This is a genomic window from Bacteroides faecichinchillae JCM 17102 (assembly GCF_000614145.1).
Classification (GTDB): domain Bacteria; phylum Bacteroidota; class Bacteroidia; order Bacteroidales; family Bacteroidaceae; genus Bacteroides; species Bacteroides faecichinchillae.
In genome coordinates this window covers 149,885-170,251 of the sequence record NZ_BAKK01000003.1, presented here as the reverse complement: position 1 = coordinate 170,251, position 20,367 = coordinate 149,885, and the positions used below count along the sequence as shown (strand labels likewise).

The following is a 20,367-nucleotide window of genomic DNA, read 5'->3' as shown; positions in this document are numbered from 1 at the left end:
TCATTCTACATTAAAAATGAAATCTGTGACTTAATCTGATTCTCAAATGCAGTTTTCTCAATGCTTTCCAGTTTGGAAGTGGTTTTCAGTACTTTTAAGTTAGAGACGTTGGGCCATGCCATAATGTCCAACAGAGGATCTAATGTTGAGAGATGCAATGTGGCAAACCTATTTCTGTTAAATTCCAACCAGCAGATGCCATCTGCCTTTCTCGCTGTATATAGAGCTATTCTACAGGTTTGTATGTTCGGAGTGATATTGAACACATTACATGCTATATAATACATGAGCGACAAACAGGTGTAGGCATAATCCCGTTGAACATCACCTTGTGCCTTTGCGCGAACAGATAACTTGCCCGTTGTCTTCAGAGTTGCTTTTTTCATTGGCATCTTCAACGAAGGATCTTCAGTCAGTTCTATGCTTACGTCAATACTCTTAGCTGCCTGATTGTATTTGTACTCCAACTCTATAATGAAAGGCACCATCAATGTATTAGAGAATGAGTGAAAGGCATCATCAACTATATGACTCTCGCCATCAATGATTTCTTGTTGCGCTCTTACACTCGCATCATATACCCTCTTGAAAGAAGCATTGGCTCTATCTGCTTGAGCTTTTTCAATGAGATTGAACAACTTCTGAATCTCATCCCATGCGTCCATACGTTGTTTCTTCACGCTCTCTAAGTTTGCCTTCACAAACTCAGATTCACTAACAGAAGAACTTTTGGGATTGTGAGCCAAATTTCTTGCTTCACTCATAACAAGCTCTTTTGTTTCGTTGTCCGTAGGTTTCTTTATATCCAATGTCTTCCACTGGTATACGCCTTGTGGTTTTACATTCTGCTGAACAGAATACGATGAAGCCAAACGTAATTTGCTCTTCTTTTGTATTGCAGTATAAGCATCCTGTGCATCCTCATACATCTTGAGCATAATGTTAGTCATTTTCTGCTCTGTAGCCTTATGGGTAGAGCTTCGTTTTGCTGTTGACTCGCCTATATCGCCATAGACTGTAAAAAGGTATTCACCATCAGGAGTCAAACGCAAGGTCGCTCTTCCCGACTTGTAAGAACTTAATACAGTGTACGTTTCTGAAAGCGAAACGATTGGCTTTGGCGGTTTTGAATATATTCTGATTTTTCCCATTATTGTATCGCTTTTAATCCTTCGTATGGTTTTATTGATGTTGTGAACAAGCCACAACACATTTCTTTCTTTTTACATTCTTGGCAGATGTCAGGATAGTCGTTCTTCCAATCTGATATGCTCTTTTGGGCAAAATCATGGAAGCTATCGGGCAAGAGGCACAACGGTATGTTGTATATACACACATTGTAGCGCCATTCATCCAGAAATTTTACTACATTCAATAGATGTGCAATATAATCCTTCGGCTCAATCCAAATATTTTTAGAATTCTTGATGGCATATCCTGTATATTCCATACCCATGAATGCTATCCATGCAACAAAAGGTAGATTCTTGTGGATAAATTCTGCCATAGGCAATAACCTTCTGTAGTTAAGCTTATTCATTACTATTCTCAGTTCAATACACGCTCCTACAGATGCCAAGTTGTACAGTCCTATTATGGTTTCCTCAAAAGCACCCTTTGCTCCTGCAATTATATCATGATCCTTGTAAAAATCGGAATGTAAAGGTATGCCGAAGATGATACGTCCTTCACCAGCTTCCACTAAAGCAGATGTGTAATCTGCATCTTTGAAATTGCGACCATTGCTAAGAATGTGAATATCAGTGTCAGGAAGTTGCTCACGAATATACTTTATGAGAGAGATTAGCTTTTCGCCTAATAAAGTTGGCTCACCTCCTGTAATACCTATTATGGGTAAATCCTTAGGAGCGTTTTGTATGCGTAACAGGTTTTCTTCGTACAACCAATCAATGTCATCAACATTTATCGGTGGTTGACAGCACATCAGACAATGATTGTTACACTGTTCCGTACAGAACAAAGTATTGTCGTTAGATAATATGTCTAATGGTCTTTGTTTCATACCAACCAACTTTTGAATATCGGCATCACCTCATCATGACGCGTTACTATTAATTCTATAATGTACTCGATGATGGCTTTGTTCTTCCTGCATAACCATGAGTTTGGTCTGTAACCATACGTATCACCTTGGGTAGAATAGTTACGTACTGGATCAGCACCACAATACACTCGTATCGGACAATCAGAGCAACCTGCTATCGTCTCGTTACACCATATCTTTCCCAATTCTCTTGCCTTCTGACCATAGACAATATCTTCATATTTGTCATCCACACTTCCCAAGCGGAAAGTGTAGTCATTGAATTCTGCCAGCATACGTGACTCATCTGATGCATATACATAGCCGTCATAATTATATACAAGGACAGAATTTATGATGCCTGCTGGTGATTGCAAGTCAACAAAACCTGTACAGAAAGGTGTTAGCATCTTTCGGAGAATGATAGCAGCAAACTCCTCAATGAAAAACTTTCCGTTAAGGTTAAGCTCTATAATGTAATTAAGGGCTTTCTTGTAGAAATCAATGAACTTGTCTGTATATACGTCCCAATCGGAATTGTCTCTTGCAAGTCCGTAAGGATTTAATGCTCTTAGGAAGATGCTGTTGAAGCCAAATCGATAGTATTCATCAACTATCTCAATAGGGTGAAAAACACCTTCTTCCGATGCGGTCATCAAAGCAGAGACTTGGTCATACCCTAATAATTCTCTTGCCTTTGTTATACCGGCAACAACCTTCTCATAACTATCTTTCTTGCCTCTGTTTCTATTATGTAGCCATTCAGGACCATCAAGAGATGTAGAAATCAGCACATGGTAGGTTTGGCAAATATCCATTATCTCCTCTGTCAGATTTATGCTATTCGTACAGAGAACGTAATCTATCTTCCTTTTCTCAGTCTTGTTTGTTTCTTCTGCGCGTTCTATGCCATATCTAATCAGCTTGGGTTCCAATGTAGGTTCTCCACCTTGAAACTCCATTGTAAGAAATGGAGAGCGAGACTTAAACATCAACTCCACAGCTTTGCCCATTGTATGAAAGCTCATAGAACAATGCTTGCTTACCTCATCTTGACTTGATGCTTGACAATACACACAATTCTGATTGCAACGAAGGGTTAAGACGAATATATGGAGTGAGGTAAAGTTGTCCAGAAAACCTTTCTTCTCTCTAAGTCTGGCGGCATAGACATTCATCAATGAGGAGAAATAATTGTTTGTTACAAAGAAATTGGCATAAAGGCTTTTGAACAACTCTTCCTCAATAACTTCCTTGTTCACTAAACGGCATGCGGTACCAGTTGGAACGACAATCATGTCTCCTAATTCATTTACCAGAACCTCTTTATTCTTGATCCTGATAAAGTTAAATGGAAGTATGTGATATTTATTAATCGAAATCATTTTCGTCTAAATTGTCAAATTCACCAAATGCCTTTGCATATAAAATTGTTTTAATGTCCTTGGTCTCTATATTGATGATTTCCCTTAACTTAAAGTCATTCATTTTATCCCAAAAATCGTTGACATCAAAATCATCGTCTGTTTTATGAATTATTGTAAGAATCTCGTAATTGTTGACAAAGGTTCTTGCTATACTAAATTTTTCAGACAATAAATATACAACCTTGGATATGCAAGAGTCCGAATATATATTTCTATCTATTTTTATTTCCATAGGTTATAGAATTTTGGAAAGAACTTCACGGGTGCATACTCCATCTACAGTCATACCATACTTTGCCTGTATATTCCTTATGCATTGCTCCATTCTAAAATCAAAGCATGTCATACCTTTGATTTTAGTCACGTGTTGTTTGTCGTATAGACTTTAGAGTCCAAAATCGCAGCTAACATATCTATGTCAGCTCCATACATTCCTTTTAAGATAGCCCTGTCTCCCAACACCATTTCTATAGGTGACCTAAATGAAGTACATCTGCTTCTTCTCCCTGAATAATGTGAGCGGTGAGAATAATGAGAACGATGGCCAGCGATCAAAGTAAACTTACCATTTCCATTTAATTTTATGACGTTTTTTATAATAGATTTCTTCTTACTCGTAACTGTTTGTTCATCATCATTATTTCCTATAGTATACATATAGTCGTTTGTATCTTCTACATCATTTCCCGATATGGAAAATACAGATGCAACTAATAAAGACTTTATTATATTTGATGCTATTTTATTCATGTTATTGTGCCTTTGTTTTTAACGCTTTGATAGTTGCCCCATTAGCTCTTCCTGTAACACTAAGGTTGTTGTATGCTTGGAAGAAACGAACTGCTGTTGCAATATCCTTAGTAAACTCTGTTCTACCATCATTTGTCATGACAATCTTCTTCGGATCAGGAGCGAATCCAGCCTTGGTCAACAAGTTCACAAGTTCTGTCACATCAGTACCCTTATCGGTTGATGATTCTGAATACGATAACTCACGAGTACCAAGGATAACGGTTGTCTTGCTATTATTCCATGACTTCAACTTATTAATGGTAGTTTGGTCTGCAATACCAGTCTGAGGTAAACCTGCATCCTTTTGGAAGTGCTTGACAGCGGATGCTATGGTAGCATCATAGAGACAATAGCCCTCCTTTTCCTTTATCCAAGAGCGGTTGATGTATAAAGCTGTTGCAAGGTAGCCTGTAAGTGAGGTTACGTCACTTCCATGGATACCTGTCTTTAATGTTCTATCACCGATTGAATAATCACCTGCAGTCTTTGGCTTAGGTTTGCTGTAAGAATACGAGCTGCTACGAGAACTTGATGAGTAATGACTTGAACCACCTCCGTATGATGAATAATGAGAGTAGTGTGACCTGTGACCAGATCCACCACCGCCACCACCTGAACGATGTGACATGTGCGAACGATGGCTTGCAATGTATTTCACCTCACCATTCTTATCGAGTTTTGCTATATTCTTGAATACCTTTCCCCATGAGCGTTTAGTCTCACCGAAGAAATCATCATTATTGCCAAGGTCAGGCATAAAAGTGGCGGTTTCTTCTGCTTGAGCATGAGTTGGCAATAATGCCGCAGCAGCAGAAAGCAACAATGCCTTTATTTTGTTTTTTGCTGAATTCTTCATTTTTCTTTCGTCTTAATAAGGTTCAACCAATAGTTGTCGGGAGATACAGCCAAAAGTTGATCAAGGTATTTCTTACCGTCCTCCGTTAGATGACCTCCGTTGAACGAAATTATTTCTGCCAGTTGGTCAACTTCTTCTGCTACTGTGTTTTGCAGATCTATTTTGGTCTTTTCAATCCAGTCGCTCTTATTCTGATTTGCAGCCAAGTATTCCGTTGGAATAGAATTCATAAGGGCAAGTATCTGTCCGTATTGCTTTCCATCTATCAAAAGGGTTACTTGGTCTTGCATCTTTGCGAAACAAACATCTGCCTGTGACAATGCTTCATCCTTATAAGATGATGTTCTGAAACTTCCGTCATACTGGTTGGAGGCTTGTATAAAACCTGCAATGGCTTTTCCGTAATTTCCATTAGCAAGATAACCGTCTGCTGCTTTCATCCTTTGCTCATAAGCGTTGATTTCGTCAGTAGATACTGCATAAGTTCCGCCATAATAGCCAACTCCGCAGAACATGGCTGCTGGCATTGCTATCTTCAACAGCATCTGACGAAGGCGACTACTATCAGAAACAACGTATGGTGACAAGATTCTGTTCTTTTCTATTTTGCACCAATCATCATACTTAACACCCATTTCACCATATAGACCTTTTATCTCTGATTCCAATTTTTCGATGTCAGACAGTTTATCAGAAGCATAGTGTCCAGACTTGCTGATGTAGGAAGCTGATGGCTTGACAAGTGCGGTATTCAATAGGTTAGTGAAATCTATCTTCTTTGCATCCAATACTTCTTTGACAGAGTTTACCTTCCTTTGTCTATGACTGTTCAAAGTCTTTTCCTTCAGATTCTTGCACCAGTTGTTATCGTTGATACCCAATTGATTGCTGATGACATGAATCTTGCCTTCTATCAAATACAGCTGATTCTCTGCTGACGCTGGATAATAAGCAACTGCATCCCAAATAATATCTTTTGGAAGTACAAGAAGGGACTTCAACGCCTCATCATATTCTTTCTTCAACTCTGCCAACATTCCTGGAAGTTTATCCAGTATGTTATCCGACTCGTTTATGTATGGATCAAAGCTATTGCTTGAAGGTTCCTTGACGGCTGTCTTTAGTCCTAAGCCGTAGCATATAGAGTCGAACACATAATTGACAACGTCTTTCTTGAACTTTGATTTTTTACTGTAATCTTGCTTAATCATTTCTATTTCCGCAAGATAATTTTTGCCAGACTCATTGAAGGTATTGTAAATGCGTTGCCCATAACCAGTGGTCAGTACATCTTTCAGAACAACCTTAGTGGCAGGATATTCATCGTAGGCTGAATAGTCAGCAAGGATATTAGCCAACTGAACGGTTCGAATGGGTTCTATACCATTCGTTTGGATAATATCCTTTATGCCTGTATGTAATTGATATTTCTTATTCATGTCATATGTCGAATTTATACATCGGATGACTCAAAACTCTCAAACGTTTTCTTATTTGTTCAGCAGTCAGAGTTTGGAGCTTTTCCTCCTCCTTATACTCATATAATCCTATTTCGTCATCGTAATCTGTATGAGACGATGTTGATGGGAGTTCACTTGTGAATCGGTTATACTTGGTAGCTAGTTCTCGTTTGGAAATAAACAGTCGTTCAATATCTGTCTGAGCATACTGGGCCTCTATCAATTCCTTCTTTGTATAAATTTTAAGAGGGGAGTATTTCGACATCTTAGCTTTTGCTACCAGAATTTTCTCATTAACAGCAGCAATCTGTTTCTCCACGTTGCTTCTTTGCCATAGTATGAGCTTAGGTAGAATGGATTCTAATTCCTTTTCGTCATATAGGCAAGCTACAGACATATCGTCCTGACTTCCAATCTTGCTTAACTGCGGAAGCGTATCTTCTATTTCTTTCTGTGCATCATTGTTTGACGTGTTAGCAATGAGCTTCAATATCTGAATATAGAAGTTCGCCTGATTGTATGACTCTCCGAAAGAGTCGTCCAATCCATCAGAAGCAAGGAAAACAGCTACAGGATAATCTCCATTGCCTTGATAGCAATAGCGGAATTCAGATAGCACATCTGTATCACAAATGGATGTTGTCTTATTCAGAAAACATCGTTCATCCCAAGGGATAGGTTCATTCCAATTACCATCTCCATCAAAAGAGAAACACTTCCCATCTCCGAGGTGGAAAGCAAACCAGTACATTGGTGTTCTGACATAACACATCAATGTACAGCCGTATGTCATGTCTATGGAGTGAGGATCTTGTGGGTCGGTAATCAACTTAAGTTCTTCATCGGTAAATGGATTTTCTTTTACATGTTGTTCTACCATAGTTCTCCATCCGAATATGATTGACTTAAACAACTGGTTCAGTTGATCATCCACTTTACTGTTCTTTCGTAGATTCTCTTCTTTGCGCTCGGTAGTCAACGCCGATACTGCTGTAAATGGTTTTCCCTCAAATATGCTGGAATCTATATTTTCAACAAATCCCATTACTTTCTTGAAAGCACATTCAACTATTGTCTTTGAACCGACATCACTTCTGAAATACCTGCTGCCACCATGTCCATCACTCAAGACAGCCACTGCAATACCATTATCAGTACTACACATTGCATAGTCCTGACATACTTTACCTGTTGCTTTATGGCTTTCTCCTTGACAAAAATGAACTAATTTCTCCATCAAAGAAAACTTGGTTTAATCCCAATCGTCGTAATTATCAGTATAATTCGCAGGAGCAGCCTCTGACTGAGCTCCGTCAATATCCTTGGTTGCTTCGGTTACATCCTTGATAACCTGTTCCTGCTTTGTGGTATCGCCAGCAGTACTACTCTTGCTACCAATCTGCGAAGAGGTAACGGCTACAACTCGAATGATTTGCTTTAAGGCATCAATATTGTGAACTGTAAATACTGCCTCATTCGTTCCAGTGAACTGAGTGAGAACATCCTTGTCTGCATCATCACCAATGGCGATAGCTATCTTAATCGCATTCTTGAACCAGTTGTTTGCCTTCAGTTTTGACAAACCTCCATAGAAATCGTCTGTAGGCCCACCATCAGAAAGGAGAATAATTGCAGGAGCAAAACTTCCGCTTGGGGTCTGCATAAACCCATTGCGAGAGAGTTTTGTGTTGAGCTCCTGACAAGCAGCACCAAGTGAAGTTAGACCACTTGCACTTACATCCTGCCATACAAACTCTGATGCAAGCTTTGGTTCGTCATAAAGCCAGTTACAGCCACTTGAAAACTCAAGAGCTGCTACCTTGATTTCGGCATCTGGATTGGATGCAGAAATCTCATCAAGTATAGGAAGTACGTTCTCAACAGCATCATTAACGGCACCAATCTTGTTACCTGCCATACTACCTGATGTGTCGATTACAAAGAAAAGTGTCATTGTTCTGCGTGGGACACTTACCACGTCATCTAAAAGTCCCATTGTTGTAAAAATTAAATATTTGTCATTTCTCCTCGATAAGGAATCTCACGGATTTTGAACATTATTTTTAATCCTTCTTTTACAGGCATAATACCTTGCGATTCTACGGTCTTGACCTTGCCACTTGGTGTTTCGACCGTCCATTTGTCTGATGAGATATTCCTAATTATCAATACGCCATTGGCATCTTTTGAAACAATTGCATCTGGCGTATTATCGTTATCAATAAAGATCTCTGTCTTATCGGTGAGAGGCAATGATCTGTTATTGATAAACAGACGCTTGGAGATGTCAATGTTGCATCCTCGGTTGATACACTTACCAACGGCTCCATTGGTTTCAACAAAGGTTTCTTCTTTACAAGTAGGACAGATGACCAATTGATCACGAACTCGTGAAATGATCTTCTCCCAATTCTGTTCAATCATTCGTTTCTCTGGATTATGTAGATAATCCTGACTGAACTCACGTTCGAAAGTTTCACGAAGGATAGATGGGAATACAAACCAACGTCTGATGACATTCTGATGGATTCCTCTCACAGGACGATTGGTATTATTTGTCGGATCATAAATAAAGATAGCTTCACTTCCATAGAACTTACGCTCATAGCTTTCCGTCATACAAGGACATGCAATGACTCGTTCTCCTTCAAATGGGTGGTTAGCATAGAAGAGCATAAACAGAATGACAGAAAGCGAAAATCTGTCGCTTCTCTTGTCTGGAATACCACCAGCAACAATCTCAGGAGCCATATAACGAGCCTTACCCATAATGCCAGATTTCTCGCCCTGAGGCATTACGTTGTCATTATCGCAGATTAGCACATCGCCATTGGTTGGGTCTATGAAGAAGTTGCCATCGTTTAGGTCTTGATAACTGTAGCCACAACGATGAAGCATCATGAATCCATCACAGATCTTCATAGCTGCAGCCAACATTGCTGTAAAAGACTTGAAACAAACCTTGGCGAGCAAATAATTGCCGAACTCATAGTAATTCTTTGGTCTCAGTTGCATAACATAACCAAAGCTACCAAGTTGACGGTTTGTCAAATGCTCTGGCCATAGGAATGCATCAGAAGGAGCACCATTCATGATATTCTTTTCGAGATTTCTGTAAAACTTCTCGTCTGGTGCAGTCAGATACCACTTCAGAACCTTTTGTTGGCCATTCAAATCTACGAGATAGACAATACCTTGTCCACCTCGACCTAATTCCTTGATGATGGTTACACAACCTCCATTCGTGAGAGATATTCTTGTTCCTTTTGCTAAATCTGCCATCATATTTCAATTTTAGTAATCTCCACCTTTGAGGTCAACCTGTTCTACTGATACCACATTTCCACTCGTTCCACAGTTGGGGCATGTAATATATTCCTGTCCATGGTAGCAGAAGAACTTGTTGCATGATGAGCAAACAATGTGTCGTTTTTCACCACAATAAGGGCATCCTGGATATTCTGTATCTAAAGTTATATTGCCTTTGACATTGATTTTGCCATAGCCTTCTCGTTGTGCTTTTTCTTTGTCAATCTTGAAAGCCCACACGAACTTGTATTGACCGGAACAAATCTTATCGACTGTTATACCGAAAGGTTGTTTTGTTCGTTCACAGGCTGCCATTACAGCAAAAGCTTCATTGCTTAATGTTGTCATAATCTGCTATGAGTTATATTTTTTGAGGTAAAAATAGTGCTTTTACTTCAAAACAACAAGATTTATACGCATTTTTCATTAAAAGCCTTTGTTTTTTGAGTATAAATTTTAATTTTGCAAGCAAAATTCGCGAAAAACAATGGGTTTATATTGGCGCAGAAGCACTAAAATTCTTCCAGGTGTACGAATCAACTGGAGCAAAAATGGACCAAGCATATCAATGGGACCTAAAGGGGCAAAGGTGAACATTGGCAAGCGTGGAACTTATGTGTCTGGAGGCATTCCAGGTACGGGTCTTTATTACCGTCAAAAAGTGGGTGGAAGATCAAAATTAAATAGTTCTTCAACTGCTGGAACAAATCCTCCAACCAGTGCCACTACTCAGACAACATTCGGATTTTCCAAACAGGGTTGCCTTGTGTTCATTGTTGCGTCTGTAATTCTTTCGTTGCTACTTTCAAGCAACTTCATAACAGCTGCATTGGTTGCAGTAATTGCAGGACTATGCTGGTTCTTCTTCATGTCACGAAAGAAGGCTTCTCCTCCACAACCAAACACGAATGCGACACAACCTACACAGCCTGCTCCAATTTCACCCTCATCTACACCAACTCCTTTTCAATCGGCTTCTTTGTCTAACGATATTGATGTAAAGGTTGCTGTAGCCGAAGTTGAGCATCTTATTACTGAGATTGACAATACGACAGACAAGGTGAAACTACCATCGATCTACCGTAAACTCATGTCAATCGTCTATAAGTTGGAGAAAATAAATGGCGTTGAAATTAAAGGACTTCCGATTGAGATAGCAAAGAAACGTATATTAGAAAACTATCGCAGACGTTTGAACTCTTAAAGATGTAAATTTATGCAATATGTTATAGCCATAGTTATAATAGCCATTATATTATATTGGACTTGGGAAATTCTTCTCTTGTTGTTTCTATTGTACGGAATAGGAATAATTGCCAAATCTATATATAAAAGTTCGAGCACACATGCTGTACTTTACATGTATTTGTGGATAGTATATGGAGGATTTGCCTTCCTTCTTCTATGTTTACCAATTACACATGTGCGCTGGTTCAAAGGCGAAAGGACTTGGTTGGAAAAATTGTATAATACAGAGTATCTGTCTAAGATAGAAAAAGATTGCGATAAATACATAGCATTTATTTTAGTAAACCAATTAAACGAATGTAAAGTCCATCCATCTACAGAGAGATATAATCTGTATAATAGAATTGCGAGTCAAAATGCCGAGAATTTGTATCTTGATTTTCGTGTCGGAACGCTTGCTAAAACATTCTATGATATGAACAAGAACGAATATGACAATGATTACTACCGGTATTCATATATGTATCCAGAGGTTTATGATAATGAATTCAAGAAGTACGAATTGCTTGATGGAGTGGATTTTATATTAGATGGTATTTTCATAAAAAAAGGTTGCAAGGCGTTGTGTTACGTGACTCGGAGAGTAGTTCTGAAGCCGGATGCTTTAAGGCGGAAAAGTTATCTAAGACAATTAGAAAGAAATTTGGAGATCCTATAGAGACCTCAAAAGATTCGGCTAATTATATAACAAAGTGGTTGTTTGATGATAAGCATATTATAGTAGCCTCGATACGTGAATTTAATGGGAATGGTGGTGATGATACATATTATTCGTATTACAACGAGTCTCAACGCTTCACAGGCGTCATAATATATAATCCGCATTCCGTCATATCTTTAATCGAACAAGAAAGATTAACACGTAGAGAAGCTGCAAGAGTCGCAAAAGAACAGAAAAAGAAGAAGCAAGAACAAGCACGGAAAGCATTATTAAAACAACAAGAAGAACAAAAGGTTGTTCGTCAGAAAGAAATTGCAGATAGTATTTTTGCAGCAAAAAAGAAAAACGACATTCAAAATGGTTTCTAATAATTTTATAATGCATATAGTATCAGCGACTACAGCAATTATATCGCTGATACTACTTATGGCATCTGTATATTATGGTTTGTATGAACAATGGATTTATGTGACAATTTGCATTGTTGCCATCGTATTGGATTTCTACATCCATACGGCGCTGATAAATAAAATCAACAACAAATACAATAGTAAACAGGCTAAGTCAAAGAAAACTACCAATCTGAAAGATTAGCGTTGGCCTCAACCTTTTTTTCTATATCGTCTGGTAAATTATAGAAGAAGTCAAAACCTGTGATACGTTCAACTTGGTCAATGCTATTAACATAACTTGACTGTGGATTGTTGCATGGATGATTTTTGTAGATAAAGCCAATAGCCTTTGGCGGGCCATTCATGCACAGAACCACCTTGAAGAATCCTTCAGGAACAGTCACTTTGTTAGGACCAATCGTTTCGTGCTTACCCTTATACAGAATGGGGCCTGCAACAATGTAGATGTCACCATACTTGTTAGCCCAATTACGACAAGCAATCTCCAACTCATTCCAATCACCACAGTTAAGATTATGATCCTGTGGACAAACATTTGTAAGGAAAAACGACTCCTTCATTGGCTCAGATTCCCATTTGTTGTCACCTGCAGGACACATGTGACCACGGTCATAACCAGAACCTTTGTAATCAACAAGTTCTGCTCGTGGCGCAGGTACCTTATCATCTATAATAAAGTTTGACAATCTCTTCTGATTACCATTTGTGTGGTCTGAAATTAAATGCCAAGCCACCCACTTCGGAATTTTATTCACTTTGTCATATGAGGTAGTATAAGCAGTCCTCTTTAGGATAAAATCGTTGTCAGAATAGGCCGGAACCTCCAAACCTTGATGATTTTGTTGGCTGATGCTTACGGATTCTGTCGCATTTTGCGTTAAGATTGTTTGTTTTGCCACTGGTGATTCCTGTGCATTTGCAAACATCCCAATTATCATCTGGTCTATCTTTCCTGGTTGACATCCAAACAAGGAAAAAGACATTATAGTAGTTAGGAGTAATCGTATCATAAATGCATGTTATTTTTTCTGAGTGCAAAATTATAAAAAATCACAAAAAATAGGCAAAACTATTCATTTTTCTTTTTCCAAATAATACATGCTTCCCAAAGATAGAAAAATCAAAACTTACCAAACCGTAGAAGATAATGATTGCCTTATGGTTCAGAACCGAATGCATCACACAAAAAGACTAATAATAATCATAGGGTGAAGATGCTTTACTTGGTTCTAATTTGAGATTTTTCATAAGTCCTTTCCTGTAAATGCTGATATTGTTCTTTCACCGCCCGATACATCGAATAATGTGCAAAGGATTCTTCCTTATACTTCACGCTACTAACTGACGTAGCAACAGCCCACGTAACAATAATAACAATAAAGGCTACAACATATCGGAGTTTAATATGATAGCCACGTATAAACATCCCATTGATATAGTGTGGAATAACCGTTACTGGAATTTTCAACTCATTGATTTTGGCAAATATATCATCCTGCCGTTTTAATATGCTTTCGGTATTTGCTTCAATAGTCATACGATTAAGATTGTAATCGCAAACATGCCTATAGAGGTATTCAAGAAATTTAGACTTCTGCTTGAATAATTCAATGAGTTTCGGGAACCACAGCGAAAACGGTAATGTGTCCGGCTGTTGCTTCCAGATATGCTTCTTCACCACTGATAACGCATCGTTCCAGCAAGTACAGAAACTTTTGGCGACTCCATTATAAATGGTCTTTTCATCAAAGTCCACTTTTACAGATTGCTCTGATTTAGAAATTGTGGTATTCTGTTTTTCAATACACTCTTTTAGCTCGTTGATACTTTGGCGCAAATTTGCAAGATTTGCAGCTACTACATCTTCTTTCATTATCTTCTACGTTTTGAGGGTTTATAAAAAGGTTCGTTTCTTTGGTTATCCTTGTCTTTGTCGTCTCGCCATCCCAGTTCATTACTTGCTCCTCCACCTCCACCGGAAGTTATGGCTTGATGAGGTTGAACAACCAGTTCCGCTGCCACATTACCCAATGTAGCGCAAAGACTGTTAAAACTCAAATCACGGTCAAGTTTAGAACCGGCTATACTATATTCATTTTGACAGAATGATATGCCACGAATTTTATCAGAGTTATCTGTACGATTAAAGCGCATATCTATACCCTGACTTTTGAGAATGCCAAGAAAATCATTCCATGAACGAGATACAGCCAGTACATCAAGAGTTGCAGAACGTAGATTATACTTCCGTAATTGATAAGGGCGCAAACGACTCTTATTTCTGGCTTTACTATTTTTAGGGGCAAAGTATAGTCCATATTCTTTAGTCAAAGCCCGACATACTTTAGTATTACGTATTCTTTCATTGCTGTCAGAGATAAGATTGCTATCATTGTCTATCCGATTGAACACCAAATGACAATGAGGATGTTTCGTGTCGTGATGTCGGGCTATGATATATTGAGTATTGCTAATCCCCATTTGTTCCATCCATTTCTTGGCAATTTCTACCATCAGCGCATCTCCTTCTTCGTTATCGGGAAAACGGCTAATGTCCTGCGAAGAAAAAGCAAGTGATACGTGTTTCACCGGACTTTTTACTTTCGGGCGCATGGACGCTTGTATCTGAAAAGAATCGGCTATGGTTTTATTGCTAATGACACAGACACCTTCGTGTGCTAAAAGTGTGGCACACTTCTTCTTGTTCTTTTGGTCATTGGCATAATTCACTATTCCTCCAAAATCTGCTCTTGTTTTAATCTTTGCTATCATGGTTATTGTTCTTTACTTGGGTGATAATTCGACTGACTTCTGATATGATTGAAAAGCATTGTTGTTTGACTGATTCCAAACCATAAGTGTGCATCTGATGGGCAATCTGATTGACATTATTAGCGATGCCGGAAAGGTCACGGATTGCCGATACCATTTCAGGACTGATACGTTGACAGACTTGACAATCCATTGCCGCCTGATGGCAAAATTCATTGACAGACAATCCAGCCTGTTCCGCTTTGGATTGGATATAAATGTAGTCGTTCTCGGTAAACATTACCCGAAAACATTTGGTACGTTTCTGATAGTTCGCCAACTTAGGGCGACCGCCTAGTTTCTTCTCCTTCATATTTATCTTAACTTTCGATGTTCATGAATTGATTTTTTGAGAGTGGCTGTTCCATCCGCTTGCCGCATAGGTTTTAGTGACACTAAAACACAAACTTGCCACTCAAAAAATCTTCCTATATTTCCCTTGCTCTATTCGGCATAGCTTACCATCTTTGATAAAGGCTTCTATCCACTTGTTTGCCGTACTTCCATTCTCACCCAAAGCTAAAACTGCCGCATCATAATCCTTCTTTGTGAAAGTATCAGGTAACATATTATAAAGGGTATTCCTTCGTGCATAAACGCCAGTCTCTTGCGAAACGGTATAGAATCGTTTGGATTGATTTCCTGATAAATTCTGATAAATGAATACGGCATGATAAAGTAAGGTTTCGCACATATTCATGGCTATAGAATAGTCATACTCATGGCAAACCAATCGCTCTGCCCCGTCAAGTGAGGAAGAATTACGATGTACATTCTCCAAATTCCGGACAGCGGTCAACACCATCATTATACGATAAGCAATAAGTCCCATCCGTCTGACTACTCCTTGCATCTTATTATCCACTTCGTCACAACACTCTTCATTCACACGGCTGAGATATTCAATAAAGTGTTCCTGTAAATCGGAGGGAAGGGAGAATGAATAATTTCCCTGTCGTACAAATTCCTCATGCAGATGGCAGAATTTATCTCCCAACAGTTTGAACATTGCATTTTTAGATTGAGAAATATCGCTTGTGGCAAACACATTTCTTATACCTCGCTTGAAGCGGATGATATAGAAGCAAAAACGGCTCATCAATCCGTTCTCCGCATCAGGTATCAACCTTCTTACCTGTTCGGGAGTTCCAGCCAAAGCTACTGACACTCTCGGATTAGCTACTTCGCAATACTCCCTATCCTTGCGACGGCTCAAACTGACCAACTCATGATGGAATGCCTTTCGCAACACATCGGAATAATTACCATAGTCCGACTTCAATGTTTGGCTTAACGTGTCGCCCTCCGATTCAAACAACAGTCCGACTCCGTCATTATCTCCCAATATCTTCAAGAAAGAGCTTGCGCTGCTATTGGCTGGAATGATAAGCATGCGCATGGGCGGCTCGGCTGGCATAGTTATTCCACTATCTTTCTTACCTTTGATATAAGCATTCATCGCTTCTTTATATTCCTGTTCCAATCGTTTTGAGAGTTCATGTAAATTGAGGTTAATGGGTACTACCAGTTCTCTGCATAGGGTTAATGCTCCTTTTCCCATACCTGCATCTGCCACAACGAACAGATAGAGATTCGGATAAACAATGCGCTCATCGTACACACCACAAACATTATGAAAGCATACCGACAAACACACAATAGCCCCAATCAGTATCGTATCACGGTCATCTGTTGAAATGGAATTATTGACAATCTCATTTAGAAAAGGAGGAAGATGCTCAAACACACATTCAGGGAATGCAGGAAGTTCTTCTTCTGATTTTATCCATTTACCCGTTTTTCCATTTTGGATATTTGGCAAAATGGATAAATGCTCTTTACTGAACGGAGCCAATGAGATTCCGGCTTGATTTGCCAAATGGAAGAAAGAACGGATAGTAATGCCTTGCCCTTTGGAGTGCAGACAGTGCGTATATTGTTTATCCGTTTCTTCCCTTTGATAGGTAGGGTAAAACCTGCTGATGCGGTGGTAATATTCTCGTCCGCTTTCTCCCAATCCGTCAACAAGCGCGAAACCCAACTCCACCCAATCTTTATAATTGGGGGCTATATCAGTGCCACATTGTTCTATCTCTCGAACAACACTTTCTACATCGTCTTTCACCTTATTATATATAGGAGCAATATCAGGCGTATGTGTTTGCAGCATTTCAGAAGGGACATTCTCCCAATCTTGGGCAGAAAATATTTTCTTCGACATCATCTTTGTATTTAGGGTTAATATATGCTTGTGGGTCGTATGGCAGAAAGCAAGAACGAGCCACATCACAGCCGGACATATCCACTGATGGCAAACCTGTTGCTTTGATACAGTTGGCAACAGCCTTGAAGTACCGGGAATGTTCCCATCCTTTCAAGTCAACAGGTATTATCCACTTCAATCCGCTACCGGATGGACTAACAAATAACAGTTCCGTATCGAAATATTCATGATTGAGCAATTGCTGTTTTAGCTCCACGATATTCTCCACATGGTCGAAATCCAAACACATCAATCCTGAGTGCATAATCAGTTCCTTTTCATTCCGTTTGCGGAATAATCCCGAAAAAGTACAATAGTCGAAATGGGTGGCTTTGTATCTTTTGGATTCGGAAGAAGATTGCATCAAACGCAGGGATTCAGTTTGTGGTTGCGCATAATGCCCGATGATATAGCGATACACATCCACAATGCCTACCGCCCTTATCGGTTCGATGTTTTGGATGGGCTTGCGAAAGAACGAAAAGCAATAATCTGTCGTTTCCATCATCTGATAATCTTTTTAGATTCGACAAATCGTCTGGCTTCTTCCATTAAGTCATCTTGGGTCTTGTGCGATTTGTTTTTCAACCAATCGTCAATCTCCGATTGCAGGAAAGCCAAAGCCTTATTTATTTTATGTACGGGAATCTGTTTGGTAGATACCCATCCATAAACTGTCTGTTTGGCTGGATGTGATGGCAGATAAGCACAAAGCTCGTCTATATCCATCCACTTGGGTGAATTACTTGCCTGCTTTTGTTGCAAGGCATTTACTTTGGATTGTAGTACTTCTACGGACTCAATCAAGTAGGACAACGCATTCGGCATTTCCTCCAATGAATTTACTTTATAAGCCATTTTCTTCGTATTAAAGTTGATGCCGTAAAAGTATAGGGATATTTATGAGTGCTAAATAGGTGCTTGAAAGCCACCAATTAGCCACTTATTTACCACCGATAGATTTAGTTTTCATTAACACAATGATTTACTGAAAAAGAAAATAAAATAGGGATAAACCACTATTAGACTAATACTCTCTTCACGGAGAACGTCTATACAACAAAATCCCCCTTAAAAAGCCGATGCTTTATGAGGGGGATACGGTGGTAAGTGTGTCGTTGATGTTATATAAGTCATTGGTGCTCAATGGTGGAAGTCTCCACTATAACCTATAAAGCCAAATTTTCTATATGCAGCGTATTAGCAGCTTTCTCTTTTTGTTCATTTACGATATGCGTATAAATCTGCGTAGTTTTGACGTTTGTATGTCCCATCAAAGACTTGATGGTGTATATGTCAACACCATTTTCCAACAATAGCGAAGCGTAGCTATGGCGACCACAATGGAAGGTAATATGTTTCTTGATGCCAGATGCTTCTATCCAAACTTTCAGGGGGCGGGAAATCCAAGAGGCATCGGTCAATCCTTCGAAGACAAGTGCTTCATCATCACTTGAACGTTCACCACATAGTTGAAGTGCTTGTTGGATGACTGGCTTATAATCGGGCCTTTTTGTCTTTTGCTGAACTACGACTGCTTGCCATGTGCCCTTACTTGTTTGCTGAATTTGTTTCCATTTCAAAGTTTGAATATCACTATGCCGCAATCCAGTGAGAATAGAGAACAAGAACGCACGTTTCAAAACATCATCCTTGCAAGGAGTATCAACCAACATTTGCACTTCATTCATGGTAAGCGCAACACGAGGTTTCTCTATATTTGTTATTCCCTTTACTTTCGCGCTTATATCAACGGTCAGATATTCATCAATGAATGCCTGTTTTAATCCGGCTTTGAGTATAGAGAAATAAGTCGATGCCGTGTTTTGTGAGATGGTACCTTTCTTATTCCCTCCCATTGGGGCACGGAGAAGGAACATCTTTATATCTTCAAGCAGTTTAACTGAAATCGTCTTGAATGGAATTGGCTGCCCTTGCGAATACATTTTCAATAATTCGCCTACACGCCTCCAATTGACTATTATTGAATCAGAGCTGTTGGGATGACGTGTGCTTATAATACTATTGAAATACTTGATAAAATCCTGTTCGCTCCGCTCATTCTGTGCAGCGATTTCGTTTTCCTTATCAGTGTATAGGATGGCACTATCATATTCATGTTGCCGCAACTTACGCACATTATCGGCATAGATACAAGCCTCTTGGTCTATCGTTGAACGGCATTGGATAATTCCATTCAAATCGCGCTTAGGCTTATAGTTGAATGTCCCATCCGGCAAGATGCGTGCAATGGACGATTTGTCCCAAATGGGTGTAGATATAGTCCGGTTAATGGATTCTACACACGGCTTGCACGGATTGAACCTCGTTTGTGCACTGGGTACGACTCTATAATCAGATACCACTCTTCTTTGTAGTTCGACCTTCTGAGCTTGACGGTCACTTTGGTATTAGGTAATGCTTTCTTCATAACGACTTATATAATTTATCAATTTCAGATTTGGGAACATAAACATAGTTACCGATTTGGCGTGTAGGAATAGAATGACGGCGTATGTGCTTAAATACACTGCTGTCATTGATATGGAACTTCTTTGCGATCTCTCCGATGGTGTAACAATCTTTGGGTTCAAAGGACAATGCTGCCTTTTTTCTCTTTCTACTCCCTGCCTTTGTTTTGAAGTGTTCATCCATATATTGCCGACTAAGGCGTATCTGACGCTGACCAAAATTATATGACGGTATCGAGCCTTGCCGTATCATACGATAAAGAACGTCTTTATTAATGCCGTAAATCAACATAGCCTCTTTTACGGTTAGATACCCCTTGCAGGATGGTATTCGTCTAATCAGTGCTTGGCGTATCGCTTCTTTCTCTTTTGCGACTTGTCTTTTCTTATACGCTCTCTTGGAACAAGCAGTGCAACAATACTTCGACACTAATGTGGGAGGAGTAAAGATTTTACCACACTCCTCGCAACTTCTTTGAATGGTGTAATTTCCTCTTGGCATATTCTTCTCGTTTTAAATGGTTTATATCAATTTAAGTTGTACCTTATCGCCAAATAAGACGTGTCGCAAACATGTCGCAAATAAGAGATAAAAAAGCCCATAGAAAACAC

At 39.2% G+C, this 20,367-nt stretch carries 23 protein-coding genes and 1 pseudogene; 4 read left to right on the top strand and 20 right to left on the bottom strand.

What is annotated here, in order from left to right:
• Positions 1-5: 5 nt before the first annotated feature.
• From JCM17102_RS02760 to JCM17102_RS02710, 11 genes are all read right to left on the bottom strand, one after another.
• The gene (locus JCM17102_RS02760; protein WP_025073889.1) at positions 6-1,151 is read right to left on the bottom strand and encodes a hypothetical protein; all 1,146 of its coding nucleotides are present in this window, start codon (positions 1,149-1,151) and stop codon (positions 6-8) included.
• Complete coding sequence (gene hxsC / locus JCM17102_RS02755; protein WP_073349360.1) at positions 1,151-2,023, bottom strand: His-Xaa-Ser system radical SAM maturase HxsC; 873 nt, start codon at positions 2,021-2,023, stop codon at positions 1,151-1,153. The genes JCM17102_RS02760 and hxsC overlap by 1 nt, the downstream gene beginning before the upstream one ends.
• Positions 2,020-3,429 carry a His-Xaa-Ser system radical SAM maturase HxsB gene (hxsB, locus tag JCM17102_RS02750; protein ID WP_025073887.1) on the bottom strand — a complete coding sequence of 470 codons (1,410 nt, stop codon included), beginning with the start codon at positions 3,427-3,429 and terminating at the stop codon, positions 2,020-2,022. Before hxsB ends, hxsC begins: the two co-directional genes overlap by 4 nt.
• The gene (gene hxsD, locus JCM17102_RS02745; protein ID WP_025073886.1) at positions 3,416-3,703 is read right to left on the bottom strand and encodes a His-Xaa-Ser system protein HxsD; all 288 of its coding nucleotides are present in this window, start codon (positions 3,701-3,703) and stop codon (positions 3,416-3,418) included. The genes hxsB and hxsD overlap by 14 nt, the downstream gene beginning before the upstream one ends.
• Before the next feature lie 128 nt (positions 3,704-3,831).
• Complete coding sequence (locus tag JCM17102_RS25910) at positions 3,832-4,221, bottom strand: hypothetical protein (RefSeq protein ID WP_275564311.1); 390 nt, start codon at positions 4,219-4,221, stop codon at positions 3,832-3,834.
• A gap of 1 nt (position 4,222) precedes the next feature.
• Complete coding sequence (locus tag JCM17102_RS02735) at positions 4,223-5,119, bottom strand: peptidoglycan-binding domain-containing protein (protein ID WP_025073885.1); 897 nt, start codon at positions 5,117-5,119, stop codon at positions 4,223-4,225.
• Positions 5,116-6,558: a hypothetical protein gene (locus JCM17102_RS02730; RefSeq protein WP_025073884.1), complete on the bottom strand. Its 1,443-nt coding sequence runs from the start codon at positions 6,556-6,558 to the stop codon at positions 5,116-5,118. The genes JCM17102_RS02735 and JCM17102_RS02730 overlap by 4 nt, the downstream gene beginning before the upstream one ends.
• A gap of 1 nt (position 6,559) precedes the next feature.
• Complete coding sequence (locus JCM17102_RS02725; RefSeq protein ID WP_025073883.1) at positions 6,560-7,816, bottom strand: protein phosphatase 2C domain-containing protein; 1,257 nt, start codon at positions 7,814-7,816, stop codon at positions 6,560-6,562.
• Between the two features lie 15 nt (positions 7,817-7,831).
• Positions 7,832-8,575, bottom strand: a complete 744-nt coding sequence (locus JCM17102_RS02720; RefSeq protein WP_025073882.1) for a vWA domain-containing protein — start codon at positions 8,573-8,575, stop codon at positions 7,832-7,834.
• Between the two features lie 11 nt (positions 8,576-8,586).
• Complete coding sequence (locus JCM17102_RS02715) at positions 8,587-9,864, bottom strand: serine/threonine protein kinase (protein WP_275564310.1); 1,278 nt, start codon at positions 9,862-9,864, stop codon at positions 8,587-8,589.
• 9 nt (positions 9,865-9,873) lie between these two features.
• On the bottom strand, positions 9,874-10,236 hold the full coding sequence (locus tag JCM17102_RS02710) for a TerY-C metal binding domain-containing protein (protein ID WP_025073880.1): 363 nt from the start codon (positions 10,234-10,236) through the stop codon (positions 9,874-9,876).
• 139 nt (positions 10,237-10,375) lie between these two features.
• Here JCM17102_RS02710 and JCM17102_RS02705 point away from each other — a divergent pair, with 139 nt between their 5' ends.
• The 4 genes from JCM17102_RS02705 to JCM17102_RS02690 all read left to right on the top strand — a co-directional run bounded on the left by JCM17102_RS02705 (position 10,376) and on the right by JCM17102_RS02690 (position 12,391).
• Positions 10,376-11,092 carry a DUF4236 domain-containing protein gene (locus JCM17102_RS02705; RefSeq protein WP_025073879.1) on the top strand — a complete coding sequence of 239 codons (717 nt, stop codon included), beginning with the start codon at positions 10,376-10,378 and terminating at the stop codon, positions 11,090-11,092.
• A 219-nt stretch (positions 11,093-11,311) separates the two neighbouring features.
• On the top strand, positions 11,312-11,794 hold the full coding sequence (locus tag JCM17102_RS30595; protein WP_206778284.1) for a hypothetical protein: 483 nt from the start codon (positions 11,312-11,314) through the stop codon (positions 11,792-11,794).
• Positions 11,795-11,832: 38 nt separating this feature from the next.
• Positions 11,833-12,165 (top strand): hypothetical protein, encoded by a 333-nt coding sequence (locus JCM17102_RS02695; RefSeq protein ID WP_025073877.1) that lies wholly within the window; start codon positions 11,833-11,835, stop codon positions 12,163-12,165.
• A 10-nt stretch (positions 12,166-12,175) separates the two neighbouring features.
• Positions 12,176-12,391 (top strand): hypothetical protein, encoded by a 216-nt coding sequence (locus JCM17102_RS02690; protein ID WP_136498529.1) that lies wholly within the window; start codon positions 12,176-12,178, stop codon positions 12,389-12,391.
• On the opposite strand, the gene JCM17102_RS02685 is transcribed toward JCM17102_RS02690, so the two are convergent.
• The 9 genes and pseudogenes from JCM17102_RS02685 to JCM17102_RS02640 all read right to left on the bottom strand — a co-directional run bounded on the left by JCM17102_RS02685 (position 12,372) and on the right by JCM17102_RS02640 (position 20,257).
• Complete coding sequence (locus JCM17102_RS02685; RefSeq protein ID WP_025073875.1) at positions 12,372-13,193, bottom strand: DNA/RNA non-specific endonuclease; 822 nt, start codon at positions 13,191-13,193, stop codon at positions 12,372-12,374. The genes JCM17102_RS02690 and JCM17102_RS02685 overlap by 20 nt on opposite strands.
• 236 nt (positions 13,194-13,429) lie before the next feature.
• Positions 13,430-14,083 (bottom strand): hypothetical protein, encoded by a 654-nt coding sequence (locus JCM17102_RS02675; RefSeq protein WP_025073874.1) that lies wholly within the window; start codon positions 14,081-14,083, stop codon positions 13,430-13,432.
• Positions 14,083-14,982 (bottom strand): relaxase/mobilization nuclease domain-containing protein, encoded by a 900-nt coding sequence (locus tag JCM17102_RS02670; protein ID WP_025073873.1) that lies wholly within the window; start codon positions 14,980-14,982, stop codon positions 14,083-14,085. Before JCM17102_RS02670 ends, JCM17102_RS02675 begins: the two co-directional genes overlap by 1 nt.
• The gene (locus JCM17102_RS02665) at positions 14,966-15,334 is read right to left on the bottom strand and encodes a MobC family plasmid mobilization relaxosome protein (protein WP_025073872.1); all 369 of its coding nucleotides are present in this window, start codon (positions 15,332-15,334) and stop codon (positions 14,966-14,968) included. The genes JCM17102_RS02670 and JCM17102_RS02665 overlap by 17 nt, the downstream gene beginning before the upstream one ends.
• 102 nt (positions 15,335-15,436) lie before the next feature.
• A complete protein-coding gene (locus JCM17102_RS02660; RefSeq protein ID WP_033886470.1) occupies positions 15,437-17,242 on the bottom strand; it encodes a DUF3987 domain-containing protein in 1,806 nt (601 codons plus the stop codon).
• Positions 17,193-17,792: a BT4734/BF3469 family protein gene (locus JCM17102_RS02655; protein ID WP_033886468.1), complete on the bottom strand. Its 600-nt coding sequence runs from the start codon at positions 17,790-17,792 to the stop codon at positions 17,193-17,195. The genes JCM17102_RS02660 and JCM17102_RS02655 overlap by 50 nt, the downstream gene beginning before the upstream one ends.
• A complete protein-coding gene (gene mads1 / locus JCM17102_RS02650; protein ID WP_025073869.1) occupies positions 17,789-18,142 on the bottom strand; it encodes a methylation-associated defense system helix-turn-helix domain-containing protein MAD1 in 354 nt (117 codons plus the stop codon). Before mads1 ends, JCM17102_RS02655 begins: the two co-directional genes overlap by 4 nt.
• 311 nt (positions 18,143-18,453) lie before the next feature.
• A pseudogene (locus JCM17102_RS21695) lies at positions 18,454-19,715 on the bottom strand (site-specific integrase).
• On the bottom strand, positions 19,712-20,257 hold the full coding sequence (locus JCM17102_RS02640) for a helix-turn-helix domain-containing protein (RefSeq protein WP_025073868.1): 546 nt from the start codon (positions 20,255-20,257) through the stop codon (positions 19,712-19,714). The pseudogene JCM17102_RS21695 and the gene JCM17102_RS02640 overlap by 4 nt, the downstream one beginning before the upstream one ends.
• Between the last annotated feature and the right edge of the window lie 110 nt (positions 20,258-20,367).

Coding starts and splice junctions, on each gene's coding strand:
- JCM17102_RS02665 (WP_025073872.1), bottom strand. CDS start 15,334: ATGAAGGAGAAGAAACTAGGCGGTCGCCCTAAGTTGGCGAACTATCAG.
- JCM17102_RS02640 (WP_025073868.1), bottom strand. CDS start 20,257: ATGCCAAGAGGAAATTACACCATTCAAAGAAGTTGCGAGGAGTGTGGT.
- hxsB (WP_025073887.1), bottom strand. CDS start 3,429: ATGATTTCGATTAATAAATATCACATACTTCCATTTAACTTTATCAGG.
- JCM17102_RS02720 (WP_025073882.1), bottom strand. CDS start 8,575: ATGGGACTTTTAGATGACGTGGTAAGTGTCCCACGCAGAACAATGACA.
- JCM17102_RS25910 (WP_275564311.1), bottom strand. CDS start 4,221: ATGAATAAAATAGCATCAAATATAATAAAGTCTTTATTAGTTGCATCT.
- JCM17102_RS02690 (WP_136498529.1), top strand. CDS start 12,176: ATGCATATAGTATCAGCGACTACAGCAATTATATCGCTGATACTACTT.
- JCM17102_RS02685 (WP_025073875.1), bottom strand. CDS start 13,193: ATGTCTTTTTCCTTGTTTGGATGTCAACCAGGAAAGATAGACCAGATG.
- hxsD (WP_025073886.1), bottom strand. CDS start 3,703: ATGGAAATAAAAATAGATAGAAATATATATTCGGACTCTTGCATATCC.
- JCM17102_RS02670 (WP_025073873.1), bottom strand. CDS start 14,982: ATGATAGCAAAGATTAAAACAAGAGCAGATTTTGGAGGAATAGTGAAT.
- mads1 (WP_025073869.1), bottom strand. CDS start 18,142: ATGGCTTATAAAGTAAATTCATTGGAGGAAATGCCGAATGCGTTGTCC.
- JCM17102_RS02675 (WP_025073874.1), bottom strand. CDS start 14,083: ATGAAAGAAGATGTAGTAGCTGCAAATCTTGCAAATTTGCGCCAAAGT.
- JCM17102_RS02735 (WP_025073885.1), bottom strand. CDS start 5,119: ATGAAGAATTCAGCAAAAAACAAAATAAAGGCATTGTTGCTTTCTGCT.
- JCM17102_RS02705 (WP_025073879.1), top strand. CDS start 10,376: ATGGGTTTATATTGGCGCAGAAGCACTAAAATTCTTCCAGGTGTACGA.
- JCM17102_RS02730 (WP_025073884.1), bottom strand. CDS start 6,558: ATGAATAAGAAATATCAATTACATACAGGCATAAAGGATATTATCCAA.
- JCM17102_RS02715 (WP_275564310.1), bottom strand. CDS start 9,864: ATGATGGCAGATTTAGCAAAAGGAACAAGAATATCTCTCACGAATGGA.
- JCM17102_RS02655 (WP_033886468.1), bottom strand. CDS start 17,792: ATGATGGAAACGACAGATTATTGCTTTTCGTTCTTTCGCAAGCCCATC.
- JCM17102_RS02660 (WP_033886470.1), bottom strand. CDS start 17,242: ATGTCGAAGAAAATATTTTCTGCCCAAGATTGGGAGAATGTCCCTTCT.
- JCM17102_RS02710 (WP_025073880.1), bottom strand. CDS start 10,236: ATGACAACATTAAGCAATGAAGCTTTTGCTGTAATGGCAGCCTGTGAA.
- JCM17102_RS02725 (WP_025073883.1), bottom strand. CDS start 7,816: ATGGAGAAATTAGTTCATTTTTGTCAAGGAGAAAGCCATAAAGCAACA.
- JCM17102_RS02760 (WP_025073889.1), bottom strand. CDS start 1,151: ATGGGAAAAATCAGAATATATTCAAAACCGCCAAAGCCAATCGTTTCG.
- hxsC (WP_073349360.1), bottom strand. CDS start 2,023: ATGAAACAAAGACCATTAGACATATTATCTAACGACAATACTTTGTTC.